The following is a 25,668-nucleotide window of genomic DNA, read 5'->3' as shown; positions in this document are numbered from 1 at the left end:
CAAATTAAAGCGGTTACAGTTCTATCTTATGCTTTCTTATTACATTCTACTACTGTTTCAAAGGGATTCAAGGCTTTTTCAGGCAATCACTTTTTTCCGTAATATATCCAGCTTGCTTTAGAAGCGTAAACACGAATAAAAACAACAAGAAGGCATAAAGAATTTTGGAGTCAGCAACGGTATCAATCAATGTGGAGCAGGGATTGCTTTCTGCGTGCAAGCGGGAAAAGCATTGCCTTATCAAGGCGAGAGTGATAAAATAAACAACGAGATTCTATCATTACATATAAAATGTAAGAAAAGACTAGGAACGGAGTATACGTTATGAGTAACAATAAATATAAAGTGGATCTTTATGAAAACCGACCGATCAGAGACTTAAAAGATATGATATACAGCTCGGCGGAGCTCTACAAGGATCGGGCGGCATATTTAGTGAAGGATAAACCGGGTGGTGTGTATCGGCCGATTTCCTTTCAGCAGTTGAAAGAAGATATTGACAGCTTAGGGACTGCATTTATGGATTTAAAACTGAAGGGAAAAAAGGTAGCCTTAATCGGAGAAAATCGCTATGAGTGGATTGTATCTTATCTTGCGATTGCAAATGGAGCCGGTGTCATTGTTCCTCTGGATCGGGAGTTGTCCTCGGGTGAGATTCAAAATTTATTGATTCGGGCGGAGGTCAGTGCCGTTATTTTTTCTGCGAAGGTAGAGAGAAAAGTATTTGAAGCGTTGGAAGGGATTGAGGGAATCGATTGCATTATCAGCATGGATGCCGCTTCTGACCACGATCATATTTTGTCTTTAAAACAATTGCTCGAACGTGGAAGAAAACTTCTTTTAGAAGAAAACCGCTACTTCATTGATGCTGAGATTGACCCAGAGGAAATGCATATGCTTTTATTTACTTCAGGGACAACCGGAATGGCTAAAGGCGTGATGCTCTCACATAAAAATATTTGCGCGAATGTATACAATATGTCGAAATATGTAAATGTGAGCGATGATCAAATAGGACTTTCTGTGCTGCCAATGCATCATACCTACGAATTTACATGTCATAATATGACTGCATTATATCAAGGATGCAGCATTGCGATTTGCGAAGGTTTAAAATATATCGTTAAAAATATGTCGGAAGCGAAGGCAACGGTTATGCTGGGTGTGCCGCTGATCTTTGAGTCTATGCACAAAAAGGTATGGAAGAAAGCGGAGGCAAGCGGGAAAGCAGATAAAATGCGGGCTGCAATTGCCGTTTCAAAAACGTTAAATAAGTTTAATATAAAGACGACTAAGAAAATGTTTAAAAGTGTACACCAGGCATTGGGCGGCCATATGCGCTTGTTGATTGCAGGGGCAGCAGCAATTGATCCACAGGTGGTTTCAGACTTTAATGCGATGGGGATCAGAATGATACAAGGCTATGGAATGACGGAAAATTCTCCGATTATCGCAGTGAATATGGATCGATATTATAAAGATGCTGCCGCAGGACTTCCGATGCCAGGTACAGAAATTCAAATTATCAATAAAGATGAAAACGGAGTAGGCGAAATCATATGTAAGGGTGACTCGGTAATGATTGGATATTACAAGGACCCAGAAGAAACGGCAAAGGTTTTAAAAGATGGCTGGCTTTATACCGGGGATTACGGGTATTTTGATAAGGACGGATTTTTATATGTATCGGGACGTAAAAAAAATGTAATTGTCACAAAGAACGGCAAGAATATTTTTCCGGAGGAAGTCGAATTCTATTTAGGAAAGAGCGATTATATTAAAGAAGTGCTGGTTTCCGGCTTAGAGGGTGAAAAATCAGGAGAGACGATTGTCTTCGCAGAAATTGTACCGGAATACAGTGCCATCGAAGAAAAATTCGGAAGGCTTTCAGAAGAAGCATTGCGAAAGCTTTTAAAACAGGTAATTGACGATACGAACGATCATATGGCGACATATAAGAGGGTTAAACGCTTTAAAATTCGAGAAGAAGAATTTGAGAAAACGACAACGAAAAAAATAAAGCGTTCTTATAAATAGGAGAAATGGGGAATTTGGGATGTCAGATTTAAATCATGCGCAGTGGGCAATACAGCAGGTTGAGAAAATAAAAAGCAGCTCGGATCCACGAGTTCGGTATCGAAATGTCCGGCCAATTACAGATATTCGAGATATGTTTATTTCCAGTGCAAAGCTGTACGCCGATCGTCCGGCTTTCTTGGTGAAGGACGAGCCGGGCGGACCGTACCGCAGCGTCACCTACCGCAAAGCAAAAGAAGATGTGGACGCACTTGGTACGGCATTGCTTTCCATGGGTCTTTCCGGAAAGCGGATCGGCATAATCGGGGAAAACAGTTACCAGTGGGCGATTACTTATCTAGCAGCGGTGACTGGTGTCGGAGTGGTTGTTCCTTTAGATAAAGAGCTTCCTGAAAATGAATTACTGCATTTGGTGAAGGAAGCAGAGATCGAATGCATTTTCTTTGATAAAAAATACGAAGCATTGTTTCGTAGTATGAAAGAAAGCGGACAAACCAAACTACTGTTTTTAATCAATATGAAGGGGACGGAAATTGCAGAAGATACGCTTTCCCAAAAAAGCCTTCTTGAAATCGGATATAATCTTTTGAAAAACGGAAACCGTGCCTTTTTAGATGCGGGAATTGATCCGGAAGAGATGAGCATATTATTATTTACTTCAGGAACCACGGGGCTTTCAAAAGGTGTTATGCTCTCTCACAGAAATATTGCAGCAGATTTGATGGCAATGGTTACATTGGTTCATATTGTGAAGGAGGATGTCTTCTTTTCCGTATTGCCGATTCACCATACGTATGAATGCACCTGTGGATTTTTATGTCCCTTGTTTTGCGGAGCAGCGATAGCCTATTGTGAGGGATTAAAATATATTGTAAAAAATCTGGCAGAGGCAAAACCGACTATTTTTTTATGCGTGCCGCTTATTTTAGAAAATCTGTACAGTAAAATCTGGAAAACTGCTAAGAAAAAAGGTGCGGATAAGAAACTAAAAAAATTGCTGCGCATCAATTATTATACAAAGAAATTAAAATTGGATTTGGCACCGTTGCTTTTGAAATCCGTAGTCGCTGTGTTTGGCGGAAGGCTGCGCCTTTTGATCGCAGGAGGTGCACCGGTAGACCCTGCCATTATAGAAGGAATTCAGGCTTTTGGAATCAACTGCCTGCAAGGATATGGACTAACCGAATGCGGACCGATTGCAGCGTTAAATCCGGATGTGAATCCGAATGCTTCCTCCGCTGGGTGCATGCCGCCTGGAATGGAATGCAAGATTGTGGATGCAGACGATGTTGGCATTGGAGAAATCTGTATCCGTGGAGAAAACGTTATGATGGGGTATTATAACAACCAGGAAGCAACGGCTGAAGTTCTGAAAGATGGTTGGTTTCATACCGGAGATTTAGGCTATATGGATCGGGAAGGTTTTTTGCATATTACAGGAAGAAAAAAGAACGTTATCATCACGAAAAACGGAAAGAATGTGTTCCCGGAGGAACTGGAATATTATCTGAATAAAATATCCTATGTGGAAGAGTGTCTCGTATCTGGAAGGATGCGTGAAGAGGACGGGGAAACAGTTATTTTCGCTGCGATAAAGCCTGATCGAGAAGAGCTGGAAGAGCAGCTTGGCGTTGAATTCGAAAAAGAGATGGCAGAGCAGCTGATTTGGAAAAAGATTGATGAACTGAATAAAAAGCAGCCAATTTACAAACGGATTCAAAGAATGGAGCTTCGGGAAACAGAATTTGAAAAAACAACTGCAAGAAAAATCAAACGATATGCAAAAGCAAACCAATAGGAGAGAGGCAGCAAAAATGAGAAGATTGAATGTAGCAATGATCGGCTTTGGAAACGCAGGCAGAGCCTTTAGCAGAATTATATTGGAAAAACAAAAAGAAATAGAGAAGACGATGGATTGTGACATTCGCATTGTTGCCATTACAACAGGGAGACGTGGGAGTTTTCTATGCGAAGAAGGGATTGATTTAGAAGAAGCCTGCCGTCAGATCGAAGAAGAAGGGGCCTTCCGTACCGATTCACCGCAGTATTCAAAATTGACATCAACGGAAGTAATCCGCAGCGTAGAGTATGATGTAATGCTGGAATTAACTCCCCTTCAAATTTTTACCGGGCAGCCTGCGATTGACCATATAAAGGCAGCTATGCAGCGAAAAAAGCATGTGGTTACAGCAAATAAGGGGCCGATTGCATGGGCATATAAAGAATTGAGGGAGATGGCAGAAGAAAAAGGAGTTTGTTTTTATTATGAAACGACTGTCATGGATGGAACTCCTATCTTTAATTTGACTGTGGATACGCTAAAATTCTGCAAGGTGACAGAAGTAAGCGGAATTTTAAATACTACGACCAATTTTGTGCTGGAAGAACTTGCAAAAGGAGCTTCTTATGAAGAAGCAATGCAAGAGGGGCGTAAGAGAGGTTTTGTTGAAGCGGACCCATCCATGGATATGGATGGATGGGATGCAGCTGCAAAGACGACGGCTCTTTTAAATGTCTTGATGCATGCAGATATCACACCAAGAGATATTGATCGAACGGGAATCACTGCAATTACAGAAAAAGATATAAAAGAAGCAAAGAGGAGAGGCTGTTTCATTAAGCTTTTTTGCCGTGGTGTAATAGAAGACGGAAAGGTTGTTGGAACGGTCAAACCAATAGAAGTGCCGGAACAGGAGCTGATCGCACATATTGACGGTACATCCAGTGCGGTTTCCATTACTACAGATTTAATGGGAAAGCTGACGATTGTGGAACACAATCCAGAAATTTTGCAAACCGGATATGGCATTTTCAGCGATTTAATTCGTGTTATTGACCATAGCAAATAAACGATATAAATAAACGATTGATGATTTGATAGGAAGTGTTACGCATTTTTTAATTGCGGCAAGAAACACAATTGGCAAGTGCTTTTTTGAAAGCAGGGGTAATATCAATTGAAGGGCGTTTTAACAATATAAAAAAAGGAGCAGAAAATGCCTGTGTAATGAGGGCGTTTCTGCTCTTTTCTTATCCGTAGAAGGAATCTTTTGTCGGATATTAAAAATAGATTGTAAACTTGCATATTTCAATCATATTGGTTAATTACAATTTACGATTAAATGCACTGTACTGTTACATTTTTTGAGTTGGTTAAAAACAGCATAGTGGTATAGCAAACGTCAAATTCCACAACATCGCCGACCTGCAAATGATCTTTATTATCTTCTATATCAAGAATGGTATGATCGGAGCTTCCGCCTAAAATTTCGATATTCTTTGTACGGGGGAGAAGCTTGCTGAGGTCGCATGCGTCGAGCTTCCCAAGTCCAAGCAATGCACGTCTTCGAATGCCACGGTCTTCATATTCACATACATTTCCAAATGCATCGATAAAAATTTCTCCAACCGGATAGGTTGGTTTGTCTTTGACTTCTATGATCTGTGCCTTTAAGGTAAAAGCATCCATATTCAGGTAGCTCATATCATAGCCCCAGTCTTTTTGCAGATCGTAGGCTAAAATAATGCCTTCGCCAATTCTAAGGTGATTGATCCTACTAGGCATCGTTTTATCGTGAACCATTGTAAAGGAGCTGGTTGCCCCGCCCGAAATCACTTCAAGCTGACGGCCGATTGTTTCCTCAATTTTTTCTGCTACCTCAACCAATTCATTCATTTTTTCCGGAGTTGGTTTAATCGAGCCGTAACAGCCTAAATTGGTACCGACTCCTAAAAGATGGATGTTTTTTAGATCTTTTTCAATATGAAGTGCAGTTTTGGCTAATTCTTCTTTATCCCAGAACCCTTCACGAAGATCACCTAGATCAGCCATAAGGATAACATGATGCTTCTTATTTTGACGAATGCACTCTTCGTTCAAAGCGTCTATGACGCTTACTTCACTTTGTAAGCTGTAATCCGCTAAGGAAACCAATCGTTCCAGCTCAGATGGCATTGCAATTCGAATCAGCATAAAAGGACCTTCAATTCCGTAGTTTTTTGCATCTTCGATTTGTTCAAGACGAGAAGAAGCGATATAACGGCAGCCGCCAAGCTTAAATTGTTCTGCCACTTGAGGAATCCCGTTAAAGCCTTTGATGACACCGGCAACTTCGATTCCGGCTTCACCGCAGCGGTTTACCACTTGTTCGATATTATTTCTTAATTTTTTCAAGTCAATTTCAAGCAATGGATATTGATTGATTGTTTGTTCCATTTCCATCCTCCAGTTCGATATTCCAGATTGATAAATACTTTTTTAAACTTGCTGATTATAATAATACAGGATTGGAAAAGGTCTGACAATGTCTTTGTAATAGAATAAATTAAAATTTTAGTTAAAGATTGGAAAACAAAGGAACACGTGATAAAATAATATATCTTTAGAGTAAATGAAATGGGGAAAGTCTATGTATCTTATAAAAAACACAAATACAAATCCTTATTTTAATTTGGCGGCAGAAGAATATTTTTTGGAGCATTCCGAAAAAGAGGTTTTGCTCTTATGGCGAAATGATCGTACCGTTGTAGTAGGAAGAAATCAAAACACAATGCAGGAGATCAATTCTGATTATGTAAAGAATCAAGGGATTCCCGTTGTTCGCAGATTGAGTGGCGGCGGAGCAGTTTTTCATGATATGGGAAATATAAACTATACGATGATTCAAAAAGATGATGCAGGTTTATTTTCTAATTATGATTTTTTTACAAAACCAATTTGTTTATTTTTAAAAAGCTTGGGAGTTGATGCGTACTTATCAGGGAGAAATGACTTGTTGATTGAAGAGAAAAAATTTTGTGGAAATGCTCAGGCACGAAGAAACGGAAAGATCATGCATCACGGCTGCTTACTGTTTTCCGCAGATGTTGGGGAATTAACTGCCTGTTTGAAGCCGAACCCGCTGAAAATTGAAAGCAAAGGGGTAAAGTCAGTACGCAGTCATGTAACCAATATTTTAGAGCATTTAAAAAAGCCGATGAATGCGGATGAATTCTTTAACCAACTCTTTCAGTATTTTAAGGAGAATGTCTCGGAAATGAAGAAGCATGTTTTAGATGAAGAAGAGATTTGCTCAATCAAGAAACTGGCAGAACAGAAATATGCGTCATGGGATTGGAATTATGGGGAGTCACCGCATTATGCGGTAAAAAAAAGCTGTAAGTTTGATTTTGGTATCGTTGAGGTGTTTTTTTCTGTAGAAAATGGGATGTTAAATGCAATCAAAATATTTGGTGATTTTTTTGGAACAAAAGATATTTCAGAATTAGAAGAGCGATGCAGGGGTGTAAGGCATAAGAGAGAAGAATTTCAGGAAGCACTTAAAAGCTTATCGATTGAAGAGTATATTTGGGGTATGGATACAAAGCAGTTTTTAGATTTATTCTTTTAGGTAGAAAATTGGAGGATGAAACTGTAAATAATATTTCAGTGGAGGAAATTTTATAAATCTATCTTTATTTGGATATTCCCTCAGCTATAAAAGATTTAATACAGCAAAACCTTTCTCTTTGATTCAAAGCAGCTTAAAAAAGAAAAGCTGGATAGAAAAGTTTTTGAAAAAAGAAAATTCGAGCATTAAAAATTTGTAAGATAGGCATAAATAGAGTAGGCTAGAATAGGAAAATAATATATTTAAGGAGGAATATTATGAAATATAAAGTTTTTTATTTTACTAGGACCGGTACGAGTAAGAGAGTGGCTGAAAAAATTTCTCAAAAGCTTTCTTGTGACTCCATTGAAATTACGGATGATATGGACTGGAGCGGCAAGACCGGATTTGTCAAGGGCGGTTATTATGCAATGAAAAAGAAAGCGGTTAAAATTCAGATTCACGGAAGCCTTGAAGATGCAGAGGAATGTATCGTTGTGACTCCATTGTGGGCGGATCGAGTTGCTCCTGCTATTGACACATTTTTAAAGACGCAGAAATTGGACAAGGTGCATTTAGTAGTCACTTCCAATGGAAGCACTTTAAAAGAACGTTCTGGATATCAATCCATTACAGAAATTGTAAAGAAAAATAAAGATGAGGATGCATGCATTCAGAATTTAACAGAAGCCTTGCTGTCCTAATATGCAAGACTGAAAAGATAAGAAAAGATAATAGATAAATCAAAAAGCCGGTTCCGTGGAATCATTCCAAAAGAACCGGCAGGATTTATTACTTAAAGACCATATATATATTTGTTTCTATCCGATTAATGATACATTTGATGACAAAAAATTCAGTTGCGTCCATCATTCATTCCATAGTGACGAAATGAATGAATAAATTAGCTTGGCGAATTTTGATAAACAGGTATACCAAGCATATTTTATCACTTCTCAATAGATTTTAAGTGATTTTGAGTAAGAAGTTTGTTACTCACTTTATAGTATGTGTGCTTTCGGAAAAGGTTCCATATTATAAAGTAGAATTTTTTTAATGCCAAATTTTAATATGACTTCTCATCTGTTTGTCTGCAATGCAGTCTTCTATGCTGCTGACAATATCGGAACTCGGATTTGGATCTGTCGTTTCTAAAACAATCTCTAAAACTGGTTTTTTATCTTGATAAAAGGCTTCAAATTCTTTGATGCTGCAACAATCATAACTGCCGTTTGTGAAAAGCGTTAGATCAAATGAATGCTCCATAGAGGATGGGATACAATTTGTAACCTCCCACTCATAATAGTCTTTTTTAGAAACTGTCGCACTGACTTGGTCATCGTTTGCATGGATTGTTGTCGAATTATGGTTTCCCCAGATTTTTTTGCAATATAGTTTTAACGTAGCTTTTACAATGGATTCGTTTGGATTTATAGTAAAAGGCAGAAAGGTCAGATTTGCATGAAAAGACATGTAATCTGTCCCGCCTCCTATTAATATGCTGTCTTTAATCTTGTGATCGCAATGCTTTATAATGCTTTCTACTTGAATTGGATATATTTGCAGGATGCGCATAAGTTCACTCCCTTAAAAATTTACTTGTATTAAAATATTCGAATAATTCTTTAAGGTGACAAAGGGATTATGCATCTTAAACTAAAAAGCCGTTTTCTTGCGTGAAAAACGGCTTTTTTATAGAAATATATGTAGTTATTTGTAACTCCTTGTAGGTTCTTATTTGCTATTAGAGCGAATATGAGCGGCTACCTTCACATCTTCTTTTTTTATGTGGCTGATCAGCCAGCCGGCAATGCTGCTATTGACCTTGCCAACCAGTACGAGAGTAGGTCCGTCCTTTTCTAGCTGGGACATCAAATCACGCACGACTTTTTTAAACTCTTCATGGTATCGTTTATGATTTACATAATCCGGATAGTGGCTTGCTTGCTGCAATCTTTCTTCATCAGCAAAGTGCTTTGACGTATACTCATACAAAAAAGTAGTAGTCTCCTTTAAAACGTCACGACCCTTTCCCGCTGAACAGGCAGCTAGTAAATTATTAATTGCAGTAATTAGTTGTTTGTGCTGTTCATCAATTTTGCTGTTTCCGGTTTCTAAATCGGCAGTCCAATTATATGCCATAATGCTTACACTCCTTTTTCAAATAATAGATTCGGTACTTTGGTAACTCTAATCAAATTATATCTTGTGTAAAAATAGTTTGCAAATATTTCCTATATAAATTATATACCCTCGTACTTGAAATTAAAACAATCATTTATTTAGGGCTATTAAAAATAAAAGAGTTTATTTTATAAAATCAATGTTATATATTAGTTTATAGAAATGAAAAATCATAAAAACATGATATTTCGTAATGTTATAAAAATTAATCATAAGAAGGAGAAGTAAAATTGATGAAACGTACAGCAAATAATAAATCTAATATAACAATAGTTATTATGATGCTAAAACCATAAGTACTTTTAGTAAAATGAAATTCTTCTATAAAGACTATGATTTATATGAATTCCAAACTTATTTATTATATTTAGTTCAATATTCTAAGAATGAAAATCTTACATATGAAGATAAAGAATTTATATATAACTCATTGTCTTCAATTTGCAAAATATGGAATAATTTTGATTGGCATAAAATAGAAAGAGAATATGAATTTAAAAATCATCATTATAATTTTAGAACCGATTTACTTAACTATAAGGAATTAGTGATAAATATAAATGATATTTCTAAAAAATATATAGGCGATTTCGAATAACTAAAAAAAATTTATAATAAATGGTTGAAATGATAAGCAACCGTTAAAATTCAATCTGTAAATAAAAATACAAAAATGCGTTGACAATAGGATGTTTTCTAGTGGCAAAGAGGGGGTGTATATTTCAATTTTAAAATATGCATTCAACAATTTTTCAAACGCAAAATTGTGTATTGTAGGTACAAATTTGATTCAAAACATTTAATGTGACAATATATTTCAGCTTTGAGAACCCTTTATTATAAATGTAAAAACTCTAGCGGCACAGCGAGATGAATGGCGGCAAGGAAGCATATGTATTTGTATGTTCAGCTTGTTGCTCACAAGACAAAGCCATGTGTTCAATCCCATTTTTTTGTTTTTCAATCAGATGAATTGAAGTGTTTTTGATAGAAAACAGACAATTGCGACCTGCTTGCTTGTATGATATTTCAGGCTCAATACCCAGGAAAAGAGAATATTCTTGATATGTCTTGTCCCAGTGACTGGTTGCAATTTGAATTTCATGAATGCCGAGCGCTCCATTGCCGTGAGAGAGATTTTGCTCTTCAATGATTGCAGGAGGCTGATATTCGCTCATTAGAAAGGGAAGAAAAGTACTTTCTGGCCAACTAAGTGTCCATTTAAGGCGAATCCCATGATACTCCATCCGTGATTTTGGGCGTGGTTTAGATATTTCCAGCCCGTTTTCTCGAATCTTATCCATATTCTCTTGATACAAAGTAAGTGGAACAGAGTCCAGAGCGTAGTCGCTTAATCCATCTTGTCCAGGCAGATAAAGCGTAAGCCGTCTGGAATAAGATTGGTTGGACAAGCCGATCATTTTAACCATGATTTTAAGCAGTCCATTCATAAACTTGCCGTGATTGGTGCAGTACAATTCCAAAAAAGAACCATCCTTTAAATAAATCAGAGCATTGTGTGCTTTTCCGGGAAGACCACCCGGCACAACTTGAAATCCCATCTGGCGATACTGCCGCATGGCTGTCTCAAGATGATTGACTTGAATTAATACATGTCCTATTTTAAATGGAATATTTTTATTTTTCATAGATAAACTCCTTTTAACGCTTCCAGCTGTTCAGTAAGAGCTTTTATAAAAGAACAACTACTCTGATTAGTTAGAATACACTAACTAATATTGAATAAAAAGACCACCCAAAGGCGGCCTTTTCCGCTTGTCAACAGGATACAAAAGCCCCTTGACAAATAGGGGGTACCTACGATCAAGGGGACTGATACGTACTGATTTCAATTATTTAAAGTATCTATTTAATAAACCTTCAAATGCACAACCGTGTCTAGCTTCGTCTTTTGCCATTTCATGAACGGTATCATGAATTGCGTCAAGGTTCAATTGTTTTGCCTTAGTAGCCAATTCTTTTTTACCTGCACATGCGCCGTTTTCAGCTTCTACACGCAGTTCCAAGTTTTTCTTTGTAGAGTCAGTAACGACTTCGCCTAAAAGTTCTGCAAACTTAGCTGCATGCTCTGCTTCTTCCCAAGCAGCCTTTTCATAATACATGCCAATCTCAGGATAACCTTCTCTATGTGCAACTCTTGCCATAGCAAGATACATTCCTACCTCTGTACATTCCCCCATGAAATTATCTCTAAGACCTTGTACGATTTCAGGATCAACGTCCTTAGCAACTCCTACAAAATGTTGATCAGCCCACTCTTTTTTACCTTCTTCTGCAAGTTTAAACTTTTCAGCAGGCACCTTACATTGTGGACATTGTGCAGGTGGTTGATCTCCCTCATGTACATAACCGCATACGGTACAAACCCATTTTTTCATTTTCAATTCCTCCATTTCAATTTCAAATTATCATTTTTTATAGGCGCTTTATGCCTGTAAGTCAATTTAATGTGATTGCTCACGATTGATATATACCACAGGAATAGATTTTAAAACAATAAAATTTATTTTTCTATTGATTTTATAAAAATTACGAAATGCGTTATAGGTGAAGCAAATAGGATGCACCAAGGGGAATCGTTTCTTAAAACGAAACATCATACGGGTTCTATAAATGTCATAAAATGTCGAATATCACATTTCAGCTCCTATGTGTTGACAAATGTAGAAAAGAATAGTATGGTGTAATTACAAAAAAAATATTTAACTATGACAAATAATTAAATAAGAAGCCTGAAAGATATATAGAAATATTGCGAATGACATTTGCTATAAGCGATAAAAAGTATGCCCTTTAATTATGGCATATTAAGCCATATATTATAAGAAATATGAAAAGAAGGGGAGGAGACTATGATATACATTAGGTCACCAAATAAAATGAAAGGCTCCTAGATATCCTCCCTCTTGAATACTTAAGCCGAAAGTATAGGAATGGATATTTCAGAACCTCATCGTTAGTATTATATAGCATTTAATATGTGCTATCAATTACAAATAAATGTTTGATTAATTAAAGACAAAGGGAGAGTTTGTTTATTAAAAATATTAAATAATCACGATTGAATATAAGGGGGAAAATTGTTATGAAAAAGTGTATATTATTTATGTTGGTAGTAAGTTTGGTCTTTGGACTGGGAATTGTGAGTTATGCGGGAAACGCAGAAGATGCCCAAATTGAAAGTGTGATGAACCATTATAAAATGATTGATGAAAAATATGAAGTTGGAGAGGTCCTTAGCGATGAAGATGCAACTTTTATTAAAGAAAATACTCAAATAATATCAGCAAATACCAAGCTGCGGAGTCGTGGCGTTATTGAAAAATCTAAGAAGCCATTTAGAAAAGATGAAGAGCATTTAGGTGTAAGGGTTGTATTTGAAGGCGAAGTTGGTGGAACATCAAATTTTGTCTATCCAGCAGGACAAAGTTTTTATGGGAAAACAAGTGCGGTTGCATATAAAGGATTATTAAGTGTAAAGAAGATGGTTACTACAGTTGAAATAACAACGTGGGGGCTAACTGGGGATGATGGAATGGTTAAAGCATATGAAGGAAAGTTAACGGCATCATCTACAAGTGAAGATCCAAATCATTGTTATTTGGATAGATCTAAATCATACACTGTTGTAGCACCACTGCTAAGCGTTATACATAGTTGGGTAGATGTGACGTTAGATAATGGTAGCTTTACTATAGAGGGTATTTAAGTATCACTATTAGTTTAATAAATCAATGTATATAAGTGGGGGGCATATGGTTATTGTAAATCGATTAACTTTTATTTTTATTTTCGCAATTATTGGTGTGATTTTATTTCACAGCAAAAAAAGAGTAACACCAGTTGTGAAACTAATGATTGGATGCATAGGATTGATTATATTTACTTATTTTATTTATTAAACTAAAATTTTACTTAAAACCAAATAAAATTATTGATATTCTTTTTGTAACCCAATTGTCAAACAGCAGAGTGCATCTTAAGTTTTTATCTTCTGTAAGGCAATTTCAAATTTTGCATGAAGATGGAAACTTGAATTAGAAAAAATAATTTATTGTGAGGCGGTCTGCTTGGCCGCCTCACTTACTTATAAAAAATAATTCAGAAAGGAAAATGTATATTGGCTTTCCCTATAAGCCTATGATACAAGAGAAAAAAATGAATCGTAAATTTAAATTAATAATGGTAATTTCTCTTATTTTCATTATGCTTTAGCGAAAAATTAGTGTATAACAGCCTGTCTGAGAATATTGAGGATTTTTTTGGATTCATTGTAAAGGATAGTGAAGAGGATATATTAAAAACAATGGAGGATTATATAGGATTTTATTTAGATGATAATGATATATATTATTTAGATTATAGTGATAATCTCATTCAAATTGACCGAAATACGAAGAATGAAAAAGTAATCGCTATAGATGTGTACAATGGATTCAATACCTATTTCTATAATAATGATATATATTATTCCGATACACAAGCAAGACTTTGCCGTTTTGAAAGTAAAAACGGTATGGTTCAGTACATTGACAATATTTATACAAATGATTTTAAAATAGAAAACGATAAATTAATATATAAAGATTTATTGGATGAGGATAATGTAAAAAGCATAGATTTAATTTTGATAAAATAGAGAAAAGGGAGAAACCTTAAGAATAGGAGGCTTGAGGGATGAAAAGATACATAAAAGAGTATTTGATAGCTTACATAATCTGTTTTTGCCTTGCAATTTTGTTATTTTATAAATCAACAGATAATAATATTGAAAAAACAATTCAAATAGGTAGTTTAATTTTAGCGTTTTCTGTAGCAGTTGAACTAGTAAAATTTGCATTACGAAAGATCATTCACTATCATATAAAATATAAGAAAAAATAAATTTAACTTAAAATCCAAATAGCAGTATTGATATTCTTTTTGTAACCTAATTATCAAACAGCAGAGTGTATCTGTAAGGCAATTTCAAATTTTGCATGAAGATGGAAACTTGAATTAGAAAAAATAATTTATTGTGAGGCGGTCTGCTTGGCCGCCTCATTCATCGTTGAATTGAATTTTATTGCTTACAAAGTGCATTGTGTCTTTCTGAATTTGTCGATTGCAATGACTGGAAAATAGGTGTATAATTTAATCGTATGATTATAAAAAAATGTAATATAATGATGAAAATGATCGATTACTCGAACGAAGTATGTAGAAATTTCAGATATTCAGATATAAAGGCTTATAAATATTAAATACTATAATGTTTTATTTCATAGGTTTAGAAAAAAAATAACGGGGTAAGAAAAGCATATTAGGAGAATAATAAAAAGGATGACACAAAAGAGGAAGAAAAAGATTGCATTGCTATGCAGTGCAGTTGTTTTGATTATGAGTTTGCTCGGTGGCTGTGCAACCTTTGAAAACTTTGAACAAGGTTTCATTGCAAAGAAAACAGAGGATGTGGTTCGATTTGGGATATACCAGCCTTTATCCGGAACAGATAAAGAGTCTGCAGAAATGGAAATAAGAGGAATTGAACTTGCCCATAAATTATTTCCGCAGGCACTGGGTAAAGAGGTGGAATTGATTTACGCAGATAATAAATCAGATGTGTTTGCTGCTGAAGCTGCAGCAAAAGAATTGGTTGAAAAACGTGTGGCACTGGTCTTGGGAAGCTATGGGAATGCATTGAGTTTGGTAGGAAGTGATATTTTTAAAGAAGCAAAGCTTCCGGCAATCGCTGTGACTTGTACAAATCCCTTAGTAACAAGCAGCGAATTCTATTTCAGAACCTGCTTTGTGGATTCCTTTCAGGGGAATGCAGCTGCAAAATTTGTAAAGGAAAACTTGGCTGCAACGAAAGCAATCGTTATGAAGCAGACGGATAATGATTATTCAGCAGCGATGTCTAAAATGTTTTCAGATAAATTAGTAGCACTTACAGAAGATCCAAATGCGATTGTAAATACGTTGGAATTTAAAAAAGGTGATACAGATTATTCAGCTCAATTGGATGAAATTTTAATGTCAGGAGTTCCTATTGTTTATCTGCCTTGTACAGAAGAAGAAGGCATTGCAATTTTGAAGCAAGCAAAAGAGAAAGGCGTTACAGCAACTTTTGTTGGGACGGATAAATGGGATACCGACACATTTTTGGAAAAGGGAGGACAGGCAGTGGAGGGAGCCGCTTTTACAACCCTCTTTGATGCAGGCTCTTCTCTGACGGAGATGAGTACCCTCTTTTTAGAAGAATATCAAAAGGAATATGGAATAGAAGAAAAACCAGAAAGTGCAGTAGCTTTGGGTTTTGATGCTTATTTATTGGCTGTCAATGCATTAAATAATGCAGGAACAGCACTCGATGGCGAAGCAATTCGCGACCAGCTTTTTAAAACCAAAGAATTTCAAGGCACAACCGGAAGCATTTCGTTGAATGCATCGGGTGATCCGATTAAGTCGGTTGTGATTGAAGCGGTTGAAAATGGTGCGTTTGTGCATAAATACACAGCTGAACCTACATGGGGACAGTGAGAAAGAAAGGAAATACAATGGAAGAAAAAATTATAGCTGCGTTAGATAATATTAGACCGTTTTTACAAAGAGACGGTGGAGATGTGGAGTTTGTTGAACTGACAGAAGACAACGTTGTAAAGGTTAAATTGCAAGGACACTGTGCTGGCTGCCCTCATGCACAGATGACGATTAAGCAAGGAATCGAACGTTTATTAAAAGAGCAGTATCCGGAGATCACTGCGGTAGAAAGCGTTTAGAAACTGAAAATGACATTAGAAAAGGGGAAAAGACGGCGAGCTAAAAGACAGCGAGCTAAAAGACGTTTATTTTTTGGGGGCACAATCGGGATCATAATTTTTGCAGCGGGAATGTTTCTATTCCCGCTACTTTCACATAATGGATTGGATACGGTATTGGAACCGAAGTCTTCGATAGAAGAACCGGTTGAATTGAAGATTTCCTGCGTAGGTGACATCATGGTGCATAAATCGCAATTGCAAGCACAGTATGATACAAACTCAAATACGTACGATTTCACGAATAATTTTCAATATATAAAAGATTACATAGAAAGTGCAGATCTTGCACTTTGCAATGTGGAAACAACATTTCGCGGCGAACCATATTCAGGGTATCCTTTATTCAGCGCACCGGAGACTCTGGCTAATGCTTTGAAAGATTCGGGATTTGATGTTGCCATTACTGCAAATAATCATATGATGGATACGGGTTTTTCCGGTATGCAAAAAACCATTGAAGTTTTAAGGGATGCCGGATTCGTAACGGCTGGATCGAGAAAAGAAGGTGAAGCAAGGTATGCAACGATTGATGCAAAAAATGTAAAGGTTGCAGTGATGGCTTATACTTACGAGACACCGAGTCAGAACGGACAGACAATGATTAACGGAAACCCCTTAAATGCACAGGCGGAGACTCTGATCAATCACTTTAACTATGATACGTTAGATGAAGATTTGCAGAACCTTTCAAATGACATTCAAAATGCGAAAAAAGGAGGCGCAGAAATCATCATTTGTTATTTCCATTGGGGAGAAGAATACCAGCGGTCGCCGAATGATTGGCAACAATACATTGCCCAAAAAGCCGCGAATATGGGAGCTGATATTATCTTTGCATCCCATCCACATGTTCTTCAGGGCATGGAGATTTTGGAAAACACAGATACAGGGAAAAGGGTTCCTGTTTTTTATTCCATGGGGAATTTAATTTCGAATCAAAGAACAGAGACCCTAAACAACCGCTACACGGAGCAAGGGATGATTGCAACGGTAAAACTCTCCTATATGAAAAGTACTGGTGAAGTACTGAACATTTCACAGGAAGTGATGCCGACATGGGTAGATAAGTACAGCGAAAATGGGAAATTAGTATACAGCATTGTACCTCTTGACGAAAATTTGGAGAACAATCCGGCGTTAAAGAGTTCGGGACATTTGACTCGTGCGAGACAAGCCTTAGACGACGTTAACGCATTGCTTGCAAATTAAAGGAGGTGCGTAACGTAAAATGGATACGCCTGCGTATGACTTAAAAGAACAAGAGCCTACTTTGTCAGAGATTCAGCAGAAAATAGAAGAGAATGAAGCAGAAATGATTCAAACACTGCAAGAGCTGATTGCGATAAAGAGCGTAGAAGAACCGGAAACTGAGGAATTTCCTTTTGGAGAAGGTGTGCATCAGGCCTTGCATTACATATTGAAGAAGGCAGAAAGCGATGGATTTCGGACACGAAATGTAGATGAATTCGGAGCGCATATTGAGTTTGGCGGAACGCAGTATCAGGATCAGAAGAAAGAAACAGAAGTAGAAACGATAGGAATCCTTACACATTTGGATGTTGTACCAGAGGGGGACGGATGGAAAGGCGAACCTTATTCGGGAGAGATCACGGATGGGAAGATTTTTGGAAGAGGGAGCAGCGATGATAAGGGACCTTTAATCGCTGCTTATTTCGCGATGCGAGCTCTTCGGGATGTTGGATATGAGCCGCAGAAAAAGGTACGTTTGATTTTGGGTTTAGATGAAGAAACCAATTGGAGGGGAATGGAGTATTATTTAAAAAAAGTGCCCCCTGTTGATTTCGGATTTGCACCAGATGCGAAGTTCCCTGTGATACACGGAGAAATGGGACTCCTCGTGTTTGAAATAGCAAAGAAAATAAACAAATCTGTTACAAAAGGAATCGTTTTTCGAGGAATGAGCGGTGGACTGGCAGCCAATGTAGTTGCAGATCAGGCAAGATTATTGCTGCGAAGTGATTCATATGACGCGATAAAAGAGAAATTAGCTCAATTCAAGGAAGAGACTGGCTATGATTTAACAGCACGTCAGCGTGGCAAAAGTTTAGAGATCGAAGCAAAAGGGAAAACAGCACATGGTGCGGAACCTTGGAAGGGATTAAATGCCATTTCTGTTTTAATGGCTTTTGCAAAACATATATCATTCACAAATGAGGATGTTAACGATTTTATCGAATTTTATAATAACCATATTGCATGGGAAACGGACGGAGCTTCTTTTGGGTGCGGGCTGTCCGATGAAATCTCTGGCAATTTGATTTTAAATGTCGGTATGCTTAAGGTTGATGAAGGAGCAGCACGCCTTTTAATCAATGTCCGCTATCCGTTGACTGTGACAGAGGAAGCAGTGTTTAGAGGGATGGAGGAAATTCTTGAAGCCTACAATTTAGGACTTATTAAGAAAGAGCATAAATTGCCATTGTATCGACCTGTCGATGATGCTCTGGTACAAACTTTGATGCAGGTCTATCAAAAACATACGGGCGATAAGAAAAACAAACCAATTGTAATCGGAGGTGCAACTTTTGCACGTGCGATGCCGAATACTGTTGCATTTGGTGCACTGTTTCCGGAAGAAGAAAATCGTATGCATCAAAAAGACGAATCAATCTCTTTGGATTCTTTAAAAAAAGCAGCTTCTATCTATGCTGAGGCAATTTTTCGACTGGCAGATGCGAAAAAATATAGTGAAAAGAAATAAATAGGAAGATTATAAAGGTTAAATAAGAATAGCATATTTGAAATTATAAGTTTATTTAAGCTTATAATTTTTTCTTTGTAATTTTTTAAAAAAATAAGAGATTAGATAAAAAACAGTCGATGAAAGAATCAAGATTGTAAATAGAAAAATGATATAGATAATAACAAATTAAGAGGTAAGTAAAATGATACAAAAGACAAAACACACTGGTTATGGTATGATATTTTTGGCAGGAAGCTTATGGGGAACGATTGGTTTATTTGCGAGCTTGTTACACGGTATGGGTGCAGCTTCATCTCTGATTGCATTTTTACGTTTATTTATAGGGTTTTTGGTTTTAATTCCGATTATGTTAAAAATGGGTGGAATGAAATTATTCTCTATTGATAAAAAGAGTTTGTTTTTTTGCTTTTTAATGGGGATTTTCTCACAGGCGCTGTATAACTTTTTCTATACAGAAGCACTTGAAAGTATTGGAATGGTTACCGCTAGCATGCTGCTTTACATGGCTCCAATTTTCGTTTGTGTAATGGCTGTAATTTTTTTCAAAGAAAATATGGGGAGCGAGAAAGTAATTGCAGTAGCGGTAAATGTAATCGGATGTGCATTGGTTGTGACCGGAGGAAATATTTCAGCGTTGAACTTATCCGGATACGGAATTTTTGCAGGAATCATGGCTGCATTTTTATATGCATTGATGACGGTTTTTGCAAAAAAACTATCTGGAACTTGTGAACCTGTGACTATTATATTCTACAGCTTTCTTTTTGGATGGGTTGCAATGGCATTGATCGGACATCCATGGCAGCATCTTGCTCTTTTATTGGATTGGAAATTTGCATTTACAGCACTGGCCTATGGATTGATTCCTACGGTAGGTGCATATCTTTTTTATATAAAGGGACTTTCTACAGGACTTGAAGCATCAAAAGTGTCAATGATTGCGTCTGTAGAAACGATTGTTGGTGCATTAATCGGAGTCTTATTTTTAAATGAAACAACAGGGCTTATTAAAGTATTGGGCGTTTCATTTGTATTAACATCCCTTCTGATAATGGAATTTCCCAAAGATACATCGTTATCACCTGATCTGAAAGATAGGATAGAGAAAGGAATGGTAAATTGAAAATTGTAGATTTAACCCATGTGATCAAAGAAGATATGCCAGTGTATCCGGGGACAGAGGGACCATCTTTGATTTCGGCAAATACTTATGAAGAGGACGGATTCAAAGAAACCATCCTGCATATGTATTCGCATACCGGAACCCATATGGATGCGCCTGCACATGTAAAGCCTGATGGGAAGACTCTTGACGCATTTCATGCTTCGCAGTTTGTAGGAAAAGCGGTTGTGATAGACTGTCATGACTTGTCTGAGGGAGGGCGAGTGGATATGTCTTATATCAACAAGCAGAAGAAAGAAGTGGATGAATCGGATTTTGTTCTTTTTTCTTCAGGATGGAGCCGTTACTGGGGCACGGATAACTATTATGGCGATTTTCCGGTTCCAGATCAGGAAGTACTGCAATATCTTGTGGATACACAGAAAAAAGGGATTGGCATGGATGCGATATCCATTGAACCAATTTCTGAAGAGACACTGCCTCACCATCACTTGGTGCTTGGCAGCGGTATGGTAATTATTGAAAACCTAACGAATTTGGAACAACTGGGGAATGAAGTCTTTACACTGGCGGTACTGCCTTTAAAGTGGAAAGACGCAGATGGAGCTCCAATTCGTGCCGTCGGCATTTTGGAAAAATAAGAGGAAAAATATGTTTACTTTTATATTGACAGTGCAGTGGAATTTGATTATGATGAAACTAATTAAATAATCGGATGAAGGATGTGGGAGACGTTGCAGATTATATGCAAGGCCGAAGGTGTAATTGCGAAAAACTCTCAGGCAAAAGTACCGCATCTGGACGAAACTCTGGGGAGTTTCAGCGGTATCGATAGACTGCCGTTGAACACCGAAGAAGCAACTCAGAAATGGGGAATCTTTCAGGTCAGTGGACAGAGACGTATTGAAAATTTTTTCAATACGTCTTTTTTTTATCAAATGAGAAGAAAAGCTTCTAAGCCCCTATTCGATAAGAGGAGAAGTGGAGAAGACTCGAAAGACATGTCTGATTGTTCAGTAAGAAAAATGAAGGATAAGTAGAAATGATTTAGAGATTTTTATAAGAGAGAGGAGCGTATGATGGAACGAAAAACGCCATTGTATCATTGTCACACAGAATGCGGAGGAAAAATGGTGCCATTTGCAGGATTTTTACTTCCGGTTCAATATAAGAGTGGTGTGATCACAGAACATAATGCTGTGCGGACAAAAGCCGGATTGTTTGATGTTTCGCACATGGGAGAGCTGATGCTTTCCGGTACAGATGCTTTTGAAAACATGCAAAAAATCTTGACCAACGATTTTACAAATATGGAGGTTGGACAGTGCCGTTATACACTGCTATGCAACGAATCGGGCGGCATTGTAGATGATCTGTTGGTATACAAAATGCAAACAGACCAATATTTACTTGTAGTAAATGCGGCAAATGCTGAAAAAGATGAAAAATGGATCGAAGAACATCTTTTCGGAGCGGTACAGTTTGAGAACCGATCAGAAGAGACGGCACAAATTGCCTTGCAGGGGCCTCTTTCTTTACAGATATTAAAGAAGCTTTGCAGCGAAGAGCGCCTTCCGCAAAAATATTACACCTTTAAAAAAGAAGTTCCTGTAGGAGGCATTTCCTGCTTGATTTCAAAGACCGGATATACCGGAGAAGACGGCTATGAATTATACTGCAATGCAGAAGATGCAGTAAAGCTGTGGAATCAGATATTAGAAGCAGGTGAGGCAGATGGTTTGATCTGCTGTGGATTGGGAGCAAGAGACACCCTGCGCCTAGAGGCAGCAATGCCTTTATATGGACATGAAATGAATGATGAGATTACTCCATTTGAGGCAGGTTTGGATTTTGCAGTAAAGATGAAAAAAAATGATTTTATCGGAAAATCGGCATTGCAGGAAAAAGGAGAAAGAACCCGTATGCGTGTCGGACTAAAAATTTTAGGAAGAGGGATTGCACGAGAAGAATGCGCTGTGTTCTTTGAGAACAAAAAAATTGGAACGACAACTTCCGGTACACACTGCCCGTATTTGAATGCGCCTTATGCAATGGCACTTTTGGATCGAGAGCATATAAAGCCGGGTACTCTTGTTCAGGTGGAAGTTCGCGGACGAATGCTTGAAGCGGAAATCGTGGAGTTACCCTTTTATAAAAAAGGTCAGGATCGTAAATAGGAATGGATGGGGACAATCGTCATAGCCCTTATCAAATGGTTAAAAGAGGAGGATATAAAGATGGAATTTAAAAAGGATCGCAGTTATTCAAAGTCACATGAATGGGTTAGAGAACTTGTTGCGGATGAAGTGGAAATTGGTATCAGCGATTTTGCACAGGACGCTTTAGGCGACATCGTCTTCGTAAACCTACCGGAAGCGGGGGATGAGGTAGAGATCGGAACACCTTTTTGCGATGTGGAATCCGTGAAAGCGGTTTCTGATATTTACAGTCCGGTAGACGGGATCGTGAGTGAAGTGAATGAAGAGCTGCTTGATAATCCGGCGCAAATCAATGAACAGCCTTTTGAGTCATGGCTGATTCGAGTAAAGAAGATTGCAAAGCGTGAAGAGTTACTCTCTGCGGAGGAATACGAAGCATTGGTAAAAGAGGAGGCATGACAATGGCAAGTTATGTTCCATCTACAATAAAAGAAAGAGAAGAGATGCTAAAGGCATGCGGTGTTGAGTCAGTAGATGCCTTTTTTGAGCAGATACCGTATGAACTAAAACGAAAGGAACCACTCAATTTACCGGAGGGGCAAAGCGAGATGGAAGTGAGCCTGACAATGCAGGAACTTGCATCGAAGAATCGTATTTTCAAACATGTATTCCTCGGTGCTGGTGCTTATAGGCACTATATTCCGGCTCAGGTAAAATACATCACGGCAAAGGAGGAATTTTTAACTGCATACACTCCATATCAGGCTGAGATCAGTCAGGGGCTGCTGCAATCCATTTTTGAATATCAAACAATGATTTGCGAATTGACAGGGATGGATGTTTCCAATGCTTCCGTTTATGACGGTGCAACCGCTTCAGCAGAAGCGGTTGCAATGTGCAAGGAACGAAAAAGAGCGACAGCATTCATTTCAGAGTCGGTGGACCCGAAGACCCTGCAAGTCATTCGGACCTATTGTGAAGCAAACGGCATGGCAGTTCGTATGCTGCCGTTAAAGGATGGAAAAACCGATTTAGATATTTTAAAAGAGGAATTAAACGAAGAAGCTGCCTGTGTGCTGTTACAGCAGCCTAATTTCTTTGGATTGTTCGAGGATGCAGAACAAATAGGCTCAATTGTGCATGAAAAGGGTGCAAAGTTTATTATGAATGTGAACCCGATCGCACTGGGTCTTATGAAGACGCCGGCAGAATGTGGAGCGGATATTGCTGTGGGAGAAGGGCAGCCTTTGGGCATACCGCTTTCCTTTGGCGGACCTTATTTGGGATTTATGGCAGCGAAAAACTCGTTGATGCGGAAATTACCCGGCCGTATTGTAGGAGAGACGGTGGATGTTGATGGAAAGCGTGCATTTGTATTGACCTTACAGGCAAGAGAACAACACATACGAAGAGAGAAGGCTTCCAGTAATATTTGTTCCAATCAAGCGTTGTGTGCAATGACTGCCTCTGTGTATCTTTCAGTCTTAGGAAGCAGAGGACTGGCTGAAGTTGCAGAACAATGCTTCTCAAAGGCACATTATGCACTCGAACGGCTTTTAGAGATTAACGGGTTTGAACAAAAACATAAAGGTGAATTCTTTCATGAATTTGTTACCGTATCAGAAGTATCAGCTGATAAACTGCTTTCTGAGCTGGAAAAGTATGATATTTTAGGAGGCTTAGCGTTGTCTGAGCATGAGATTCTTTGGTGCGTAACAGAAAAAAATCGCAAGAAAGATATTGACTATTTGATCCATGCCATAAAGGAGGTGTGCGAAAAGTGCAGTTAATCTTTGAAAAAAGCAAAGAGGGAAGAGGCTGCGACATCCTTCCCAAAATGGATGTGATAAAGCAGGAATTTCCGAAAGAACATAGGAGAAGTGCTGTACCGAAGCTGCCGCAGATGGCAGAGGTGGATATCAGCCGTCACTATACCGAATTGGCGAAGTGTACGCATGGAGTGAACGATGGATTTTATCCGCTTGGTTCATGTACGATGAAATATAATCCACGAATCAATGAAGAAACAGCAGGATTAAAAGGCTTTACCCAATTACACCCCTTACAACCAGAACATACCGTACAAGGGGCTTTGGAAGTATTGACGCTTGCAGAAAAGTATCTTTGTGAAATTACAGGGATGGATGCGATGACCTTTCAGCCGTCTGCTGGTGCACATGGAGAATTTACAGGATTGCTCCTGATACGTGCATACCATAAGCATCGTGGAGAACTGGAAAAGAGACGAAAAATTATCGTGCCGGATGCAGCGCATGGAACCAACCCTGCCAGTGCAGTTATGGCAGGGTTTACCGTCGTGAATATTCCTTCCGATGAACAAGGCTTTGTGGATATTGAAGAATTGAAAGAAGTTTGCGGAGAGGATACCGCAGGCTTAATGCTGACAAACCCGAATACACTTGGTATTTTTGAGCAAAATATACTTGCAATTACTGAAATCGTACATCAAGCAGGTGGGCTCGTCTATTATGACGGGGCAAACCTCAATGCAATTATGGGGATTGCACGCCCCGGTGATATGGGCTTTGATGTCGTACATTTAAATTTACACAAGACGTTTTCAACACCGCATGGGGGTGGAGGGCCGGGAAGCGGCCCAGTTGGCTGCAAAGAAAGATTGATGCCGTTTCTTCCTCAGCCTGCAATAGTAAAGACAGGAGATAAATGTCAGCCTTTGGGTTGGGATCATCACGTTTCCAGTTCAATCGGTGCAGTGCGAAGTTTTCCTGGGAATTTTTTGGTAGTTGTAAAAGCATTGACTTATATTATGTCATTAGGTGGGAGCGGTATTCGGGAAGCTGCACAAAATGCAGTGCTGAATGCAAATTATATGATGCATGCACTCTCCGACTTATATCCGATGGCAGTTGAGCGGACATGTATGCATGAATTTGTAATGACACTTGAACAGAGTAAAAAAGAGAAAGATGTATCCGCTCTGGACATTGCAAAAGCATTGCTTGATTATGGCGTGCATCCGCCAACTATGTATTTTCCGTTGATTGTGCACGAAGCACTCATGGTTGAACCGACAGAAACGGAATCAAAAGATACGTTGGATGAAGCCATTCGTATTTTACGCGAGATTTATGAAACGGGGAGAAATCATCCCGATGAAATGCATCAAAAACCGCTTCATACACCAGTTCGCCGCCTAGACGAAGTAAACGCCGCACGTCATCCAAAGCTGAGATTTTAATAATAGGCAGAATCCAAAATAAAAGTC

23 protein-coding genes and 1 riboswitch are annotated in these 25,668 nt (G+C 38.1%); of the genes, 18 read left to right on the top strand and 5 right to left on the bottom strand.

All coding sequences use genetic code 11. The features are described from left to right. Positions 1–324 precede the first annotated feature (324 nt). Genes U5921_RS04775 through U5921_RS04765 form a run of 3 tightly spaced genes read left to right on the top strand, consistent with a single transcriptional unit; the run spans position 325 to position 4,886 of the window. Positions 325–2,037 carry an AMP-dependent synthetase/ligase gene (locus tag U5921_RS04775; RefSeq protein WP_324825326.1) on the top strand — a complete coding sequence of 571 codons (1,713 nt, stop codon included), beginning with the start codon at positions 325–327 and terminating at the stop codon, positions 2,035–2,037. Positions 2,038–2,056: 19 nt separating this feature from the next. Beyond that, positions 2,057–3,835 carry an AMP-dependent synthetase/ligase gene (locus U5921_RS04770; RefSeq protein ID WP_324825325.1) on the top strand — a complete coding sequence of 593 codons (1,779 nt, stop codon included), beginning with the start codon at positions 2,057–2,059 and terminating at the stop codon, positions 3,833–3,835. 16 nt (positions 3,836–3,851) lie between these two features. Continuing rightward, positions 3,852–4,886, top strand: coding sequence for a homoserine dehydrogenase (locus tag U5921_RS04765; RefSeq protein WP_324825324.1), 1,035 nt, complete (start codon positions 3,852–3,854; stop codon positions 4,884–4,886). 269 nt (positions 4,887–5,155) lie between these two features. On the opposite strand, the gene U5921_RS04760 is transcribed toward U5921_RS04765, so the two are convergent. Further along, positions 5,156–6,253: an alanine/ornithine racemase family PLP-dependent enzyme gene (locus tag U5921_RS04760; RefSeq protein WP_324825323.1), complete on the bottom strand. Its 1,098-nt coding sequence runs from the start codon at positions 6,251–6,253 to the stop codon at positions 5,156–5,158. A 193-nt stretch (positions 6,254–6,446) separates the two neighbouring features. Between U5921_RS04760 and U5921_RS04755 the strand changes: the two genes are divergently transcribed. Next, complete coding sequence (locus U5921_RS04755) at positions 6,447–7,427, top strand: lipoate--protein ligase (protein ID WP_324825322.1); 981 nt, start codon at positions 6,447–6,449, stop codon at positions 7,425–7,427. A 257-nt stretch (positions 7,428–7,684) separates the two neighbouring features. Further along, entirely contained in the window at positions 7,685–8,110 is a 426-nt protein-coding gene (locus U5921_RS04750) for a flavodoxin family protein (RefSeq protein ID WP_324825321.1), read from the top strand. A gap of 349 nt (positions 8,111–8,459) precedes the next feature. Here U5921_RS04750 and U5921_RS04745 read toward each other — a convergent pair whose 3' ends face one another. The 4 genes from U5921_RS04745 to U5921_RS04730 all read right to left on the bottom strand — a co-directional run bounded on the left by U5921_RS04745 (position 8,460) and on the right by U5921_RS04730 (position 11,989). Next, positions 8,460–8,981: a hypothetical protein gene (locus tag U5921_RS04745; protein ID WP_324825320.1), complete on the bottom strand. Its 522-nt coding sequence runs from the start codon at positions 8,979–8,981 to the stop codon at positions 8,460–8,462. A 159-nt stretch (positions 8,982–9,140) separates the two neighbouring features. Next, positions 9,141–9,548, bottom strand: coding sequence for a bacteriohemerythrin (locus tag U5921_RS04740; RefSeq protein ID WP_324825319.1), 408 nt, complete (start codon positions 9,546–9,548; stop codon positions 9,141–9,143). 896 nt (positions 9,549–10,444) lie between these two features. Then, a complete protein-coding gene (locus U5921_RS04735; protein WP_324825318.1) occupies positions 10,445–11,239 on the bottom strand; it encodes a VOC family protein in 795 nt (264 codons plus the stop codon). 204 nt (positions 11,240–11,443) lie between these two features. Beyond that, positions 11,444–11,989, bottom strand: coding sequence for an NADH peroxidase (locus U5921_RS04730; RefSeq protein ID WP_324825317.1), 546 nt, complete (start codon positions 11,987–11,989; stop codon positions 11,444–11,446). Between the two features lie 707 nt (positions 11,990–12,696). On the opposite strand from U5921_RS04730, the gene U5921_RS04725 reads away from it, so the two are divergent. The 13 genes from U5921_RS04725 (at position 12,697) to gcvPB (ending at position 25,641) form a co-directional block, all read left to right on the top strand. Further along, positions 12,697–13,320 carry a hypothetical protein gene (locus tag U5921_RS04725; RefSeq protein ID WP_324825316.1) on the top strand — a complete coding sequence of 208 codons (624 nt, stop codon included), beginning with the start codon at positions 12,697–12,699 and terminating at the stop codon, positions 13,318–13,320. Between the two features lie 597 nt (positions 13,321–13,917). Next, positions 13,918–14,250 (top strand): hypothetical protein, encoded by a 333-nt coding sequence (locus U5921_RS04720; RefSeq protein ID WP_324825315.1) that lies wholly within the window; start codon positions 13,918–13,920, stop codon positions 14,248–14,250. Positions 14,251–14,288: 38 nt separating this feature from the next. Then, complete coding sequence (locus tag U5921_RS04715) at positions 14,289–14,495, top strand: hypothetical protein (RefSeq protein ID WP_324825314.1); 207 nt, start codon at positions 14,289–14,291, stop codon at positions 14,493–14,495. A 438-nt stretch (positions 14,496–14,933) separates the two neighbouring features. Then, positions 14,934–16,133 carry an ABC transporter substrate-binding protein gene (locus U5921_RS04710; RefSeq protein ID WP_324825313.1) on the top strand — a complete coding sequence of 400 codons (1,200 nt, stop codon included), beginning with the start codon at positions 14,934–14,936 and terminating at the stop codon, positions 16,131–16,133. A gap of 17 nt (positions 16,134–16,150) precedes the next feature. After that, a complete protein-coding gene (locus U5921_RS04705; protein WP_324825312.1) occupies positions 16,151–16,372 on the top strand; it encodes a NifU family protein in 222 nt (73 codons plus the stop codon). A 9-nt stretch (positions 16,373–16,381) separates the two neighbouring features. After that, on the top strand, positions 16,382–17,623 hold the full coding sequence (locus U5921_RS04700) for a CapA family protein (RefSeq protein WP_324825311.1): 1,242 nt from the start codon (positions 16,382–16,384) through the stop codon (positions 17,621–17,623). A gap of 19 nt (positions 17,624–17,642) precedes the next feature. Beyond that, on the top strand, positions 17,643–19,136 hold the full coding sequence (pepV, locus tag U5921_RS04695) for a dipeptidase PepV (protein ID WP_324825310.1): 1,494 nt from the start codon (positions 17,643–17,645) through the stop codon (positions 19,134–19,136). A 184-nt stretch (positions 19,137–19,320) separates the two neighbouring features. Beyond that, positions 19,321–20,262, top strand: coding sequence for a DMT family transporter (locus U5921_RS04690; protein ID WP_324825309.1), 942 nt, complete (start codon positions 19,321–19,323; stop codon positions 20,260–20,262). Next, positions 20,259–20,903, top strand: coding sequence for a cyclase family protein (locus U5921_RS04685; RefSeq protein WP_324825308.1), 645 nt, complete (start codon positions 20,259–20,261; stop codon positions 20,901–20,903). Before U5921_RS04690 ends, U5921_RS04685 begins: the two co-directional genes overlap by 4 nt. Before the next feature lie 74 nt (positions 20,904–20,977). Beyond that, a riboswitch (glycine riboswitch) is annotated at positions 20,978–21,066 on the top strand. 272 nt (positions 21,067–21,338) lie between these two features. Then, positions 21,339–22,439 carry a glycine cleavage system aminomethyltransferase GcvT gene (gcvT, locus tag U5921_RS04680; protein ID WP_417765039.1) on the top strand — a complete coding sequence of 367 codons (1,101 nt, stop codon included), beginning with the start codon at positions 21,339–21,341 and terminating at the stop codon, positions 22,437–22,439. A gap of 60 nt (positions 22,440–22,499) precedes the next feature. Further along, on the top strand, positions 22,500–22,880 hold the full coding sequence (gene gcvH / locus U5921_RS04675; RefSeq protein WP_324825307.1) for a glycine cleavage system protein GcvH: 381 nt from the start codon (positions 22,500–22,502) through the stop codon (positions 22,878–22,880). A 2-nt stretch (positions 22,881–22,882) separates the two neighbouring features. Then, on the top strand, positions 22,883–24,211 hold the full coding sequence (gene gcvPA, locus U5921_RS04670) for an aminomethyl-transferring glycine dehydrogenase subunit GcvPA (RefSeq protein WP_324825306.1): 1,329 nt from the start codon (positions 22,883–22,885) through the stop codon (positions 24,209–24,211). Then, entirely contained in the window at positions 24,202–25,641 is a 1,440-nt protein-coding gene (gene gcvPB / locus U5921_RS04665) for an aminomethyl-transferring glycine dehydrogenase subunit GcvPB (protein ID WP_324825305.1), read from the top strand. The genes gcvPA and gcvPB overlap by 10 nt, the downstream gene beginning before the upstream one ends. Positions 25,642–25,668 lie beyond the last annotated feature (27 nt).

Source organism: Sinanaerobacter sp. ZZT-01 (assembly GCF_035621135.1).
In the GTDB taxonomy this organism is placed as follows: Bacteria; Bacillota; Clostridia; order Peptostreptococcales; family Anaerovoracaceae; genus IOR16.
The sequence above is the reverse complement of the archived record's forward strand: the minus strand, read 5'-3'. Positions and strand labels throughout refer to the sequence as shown.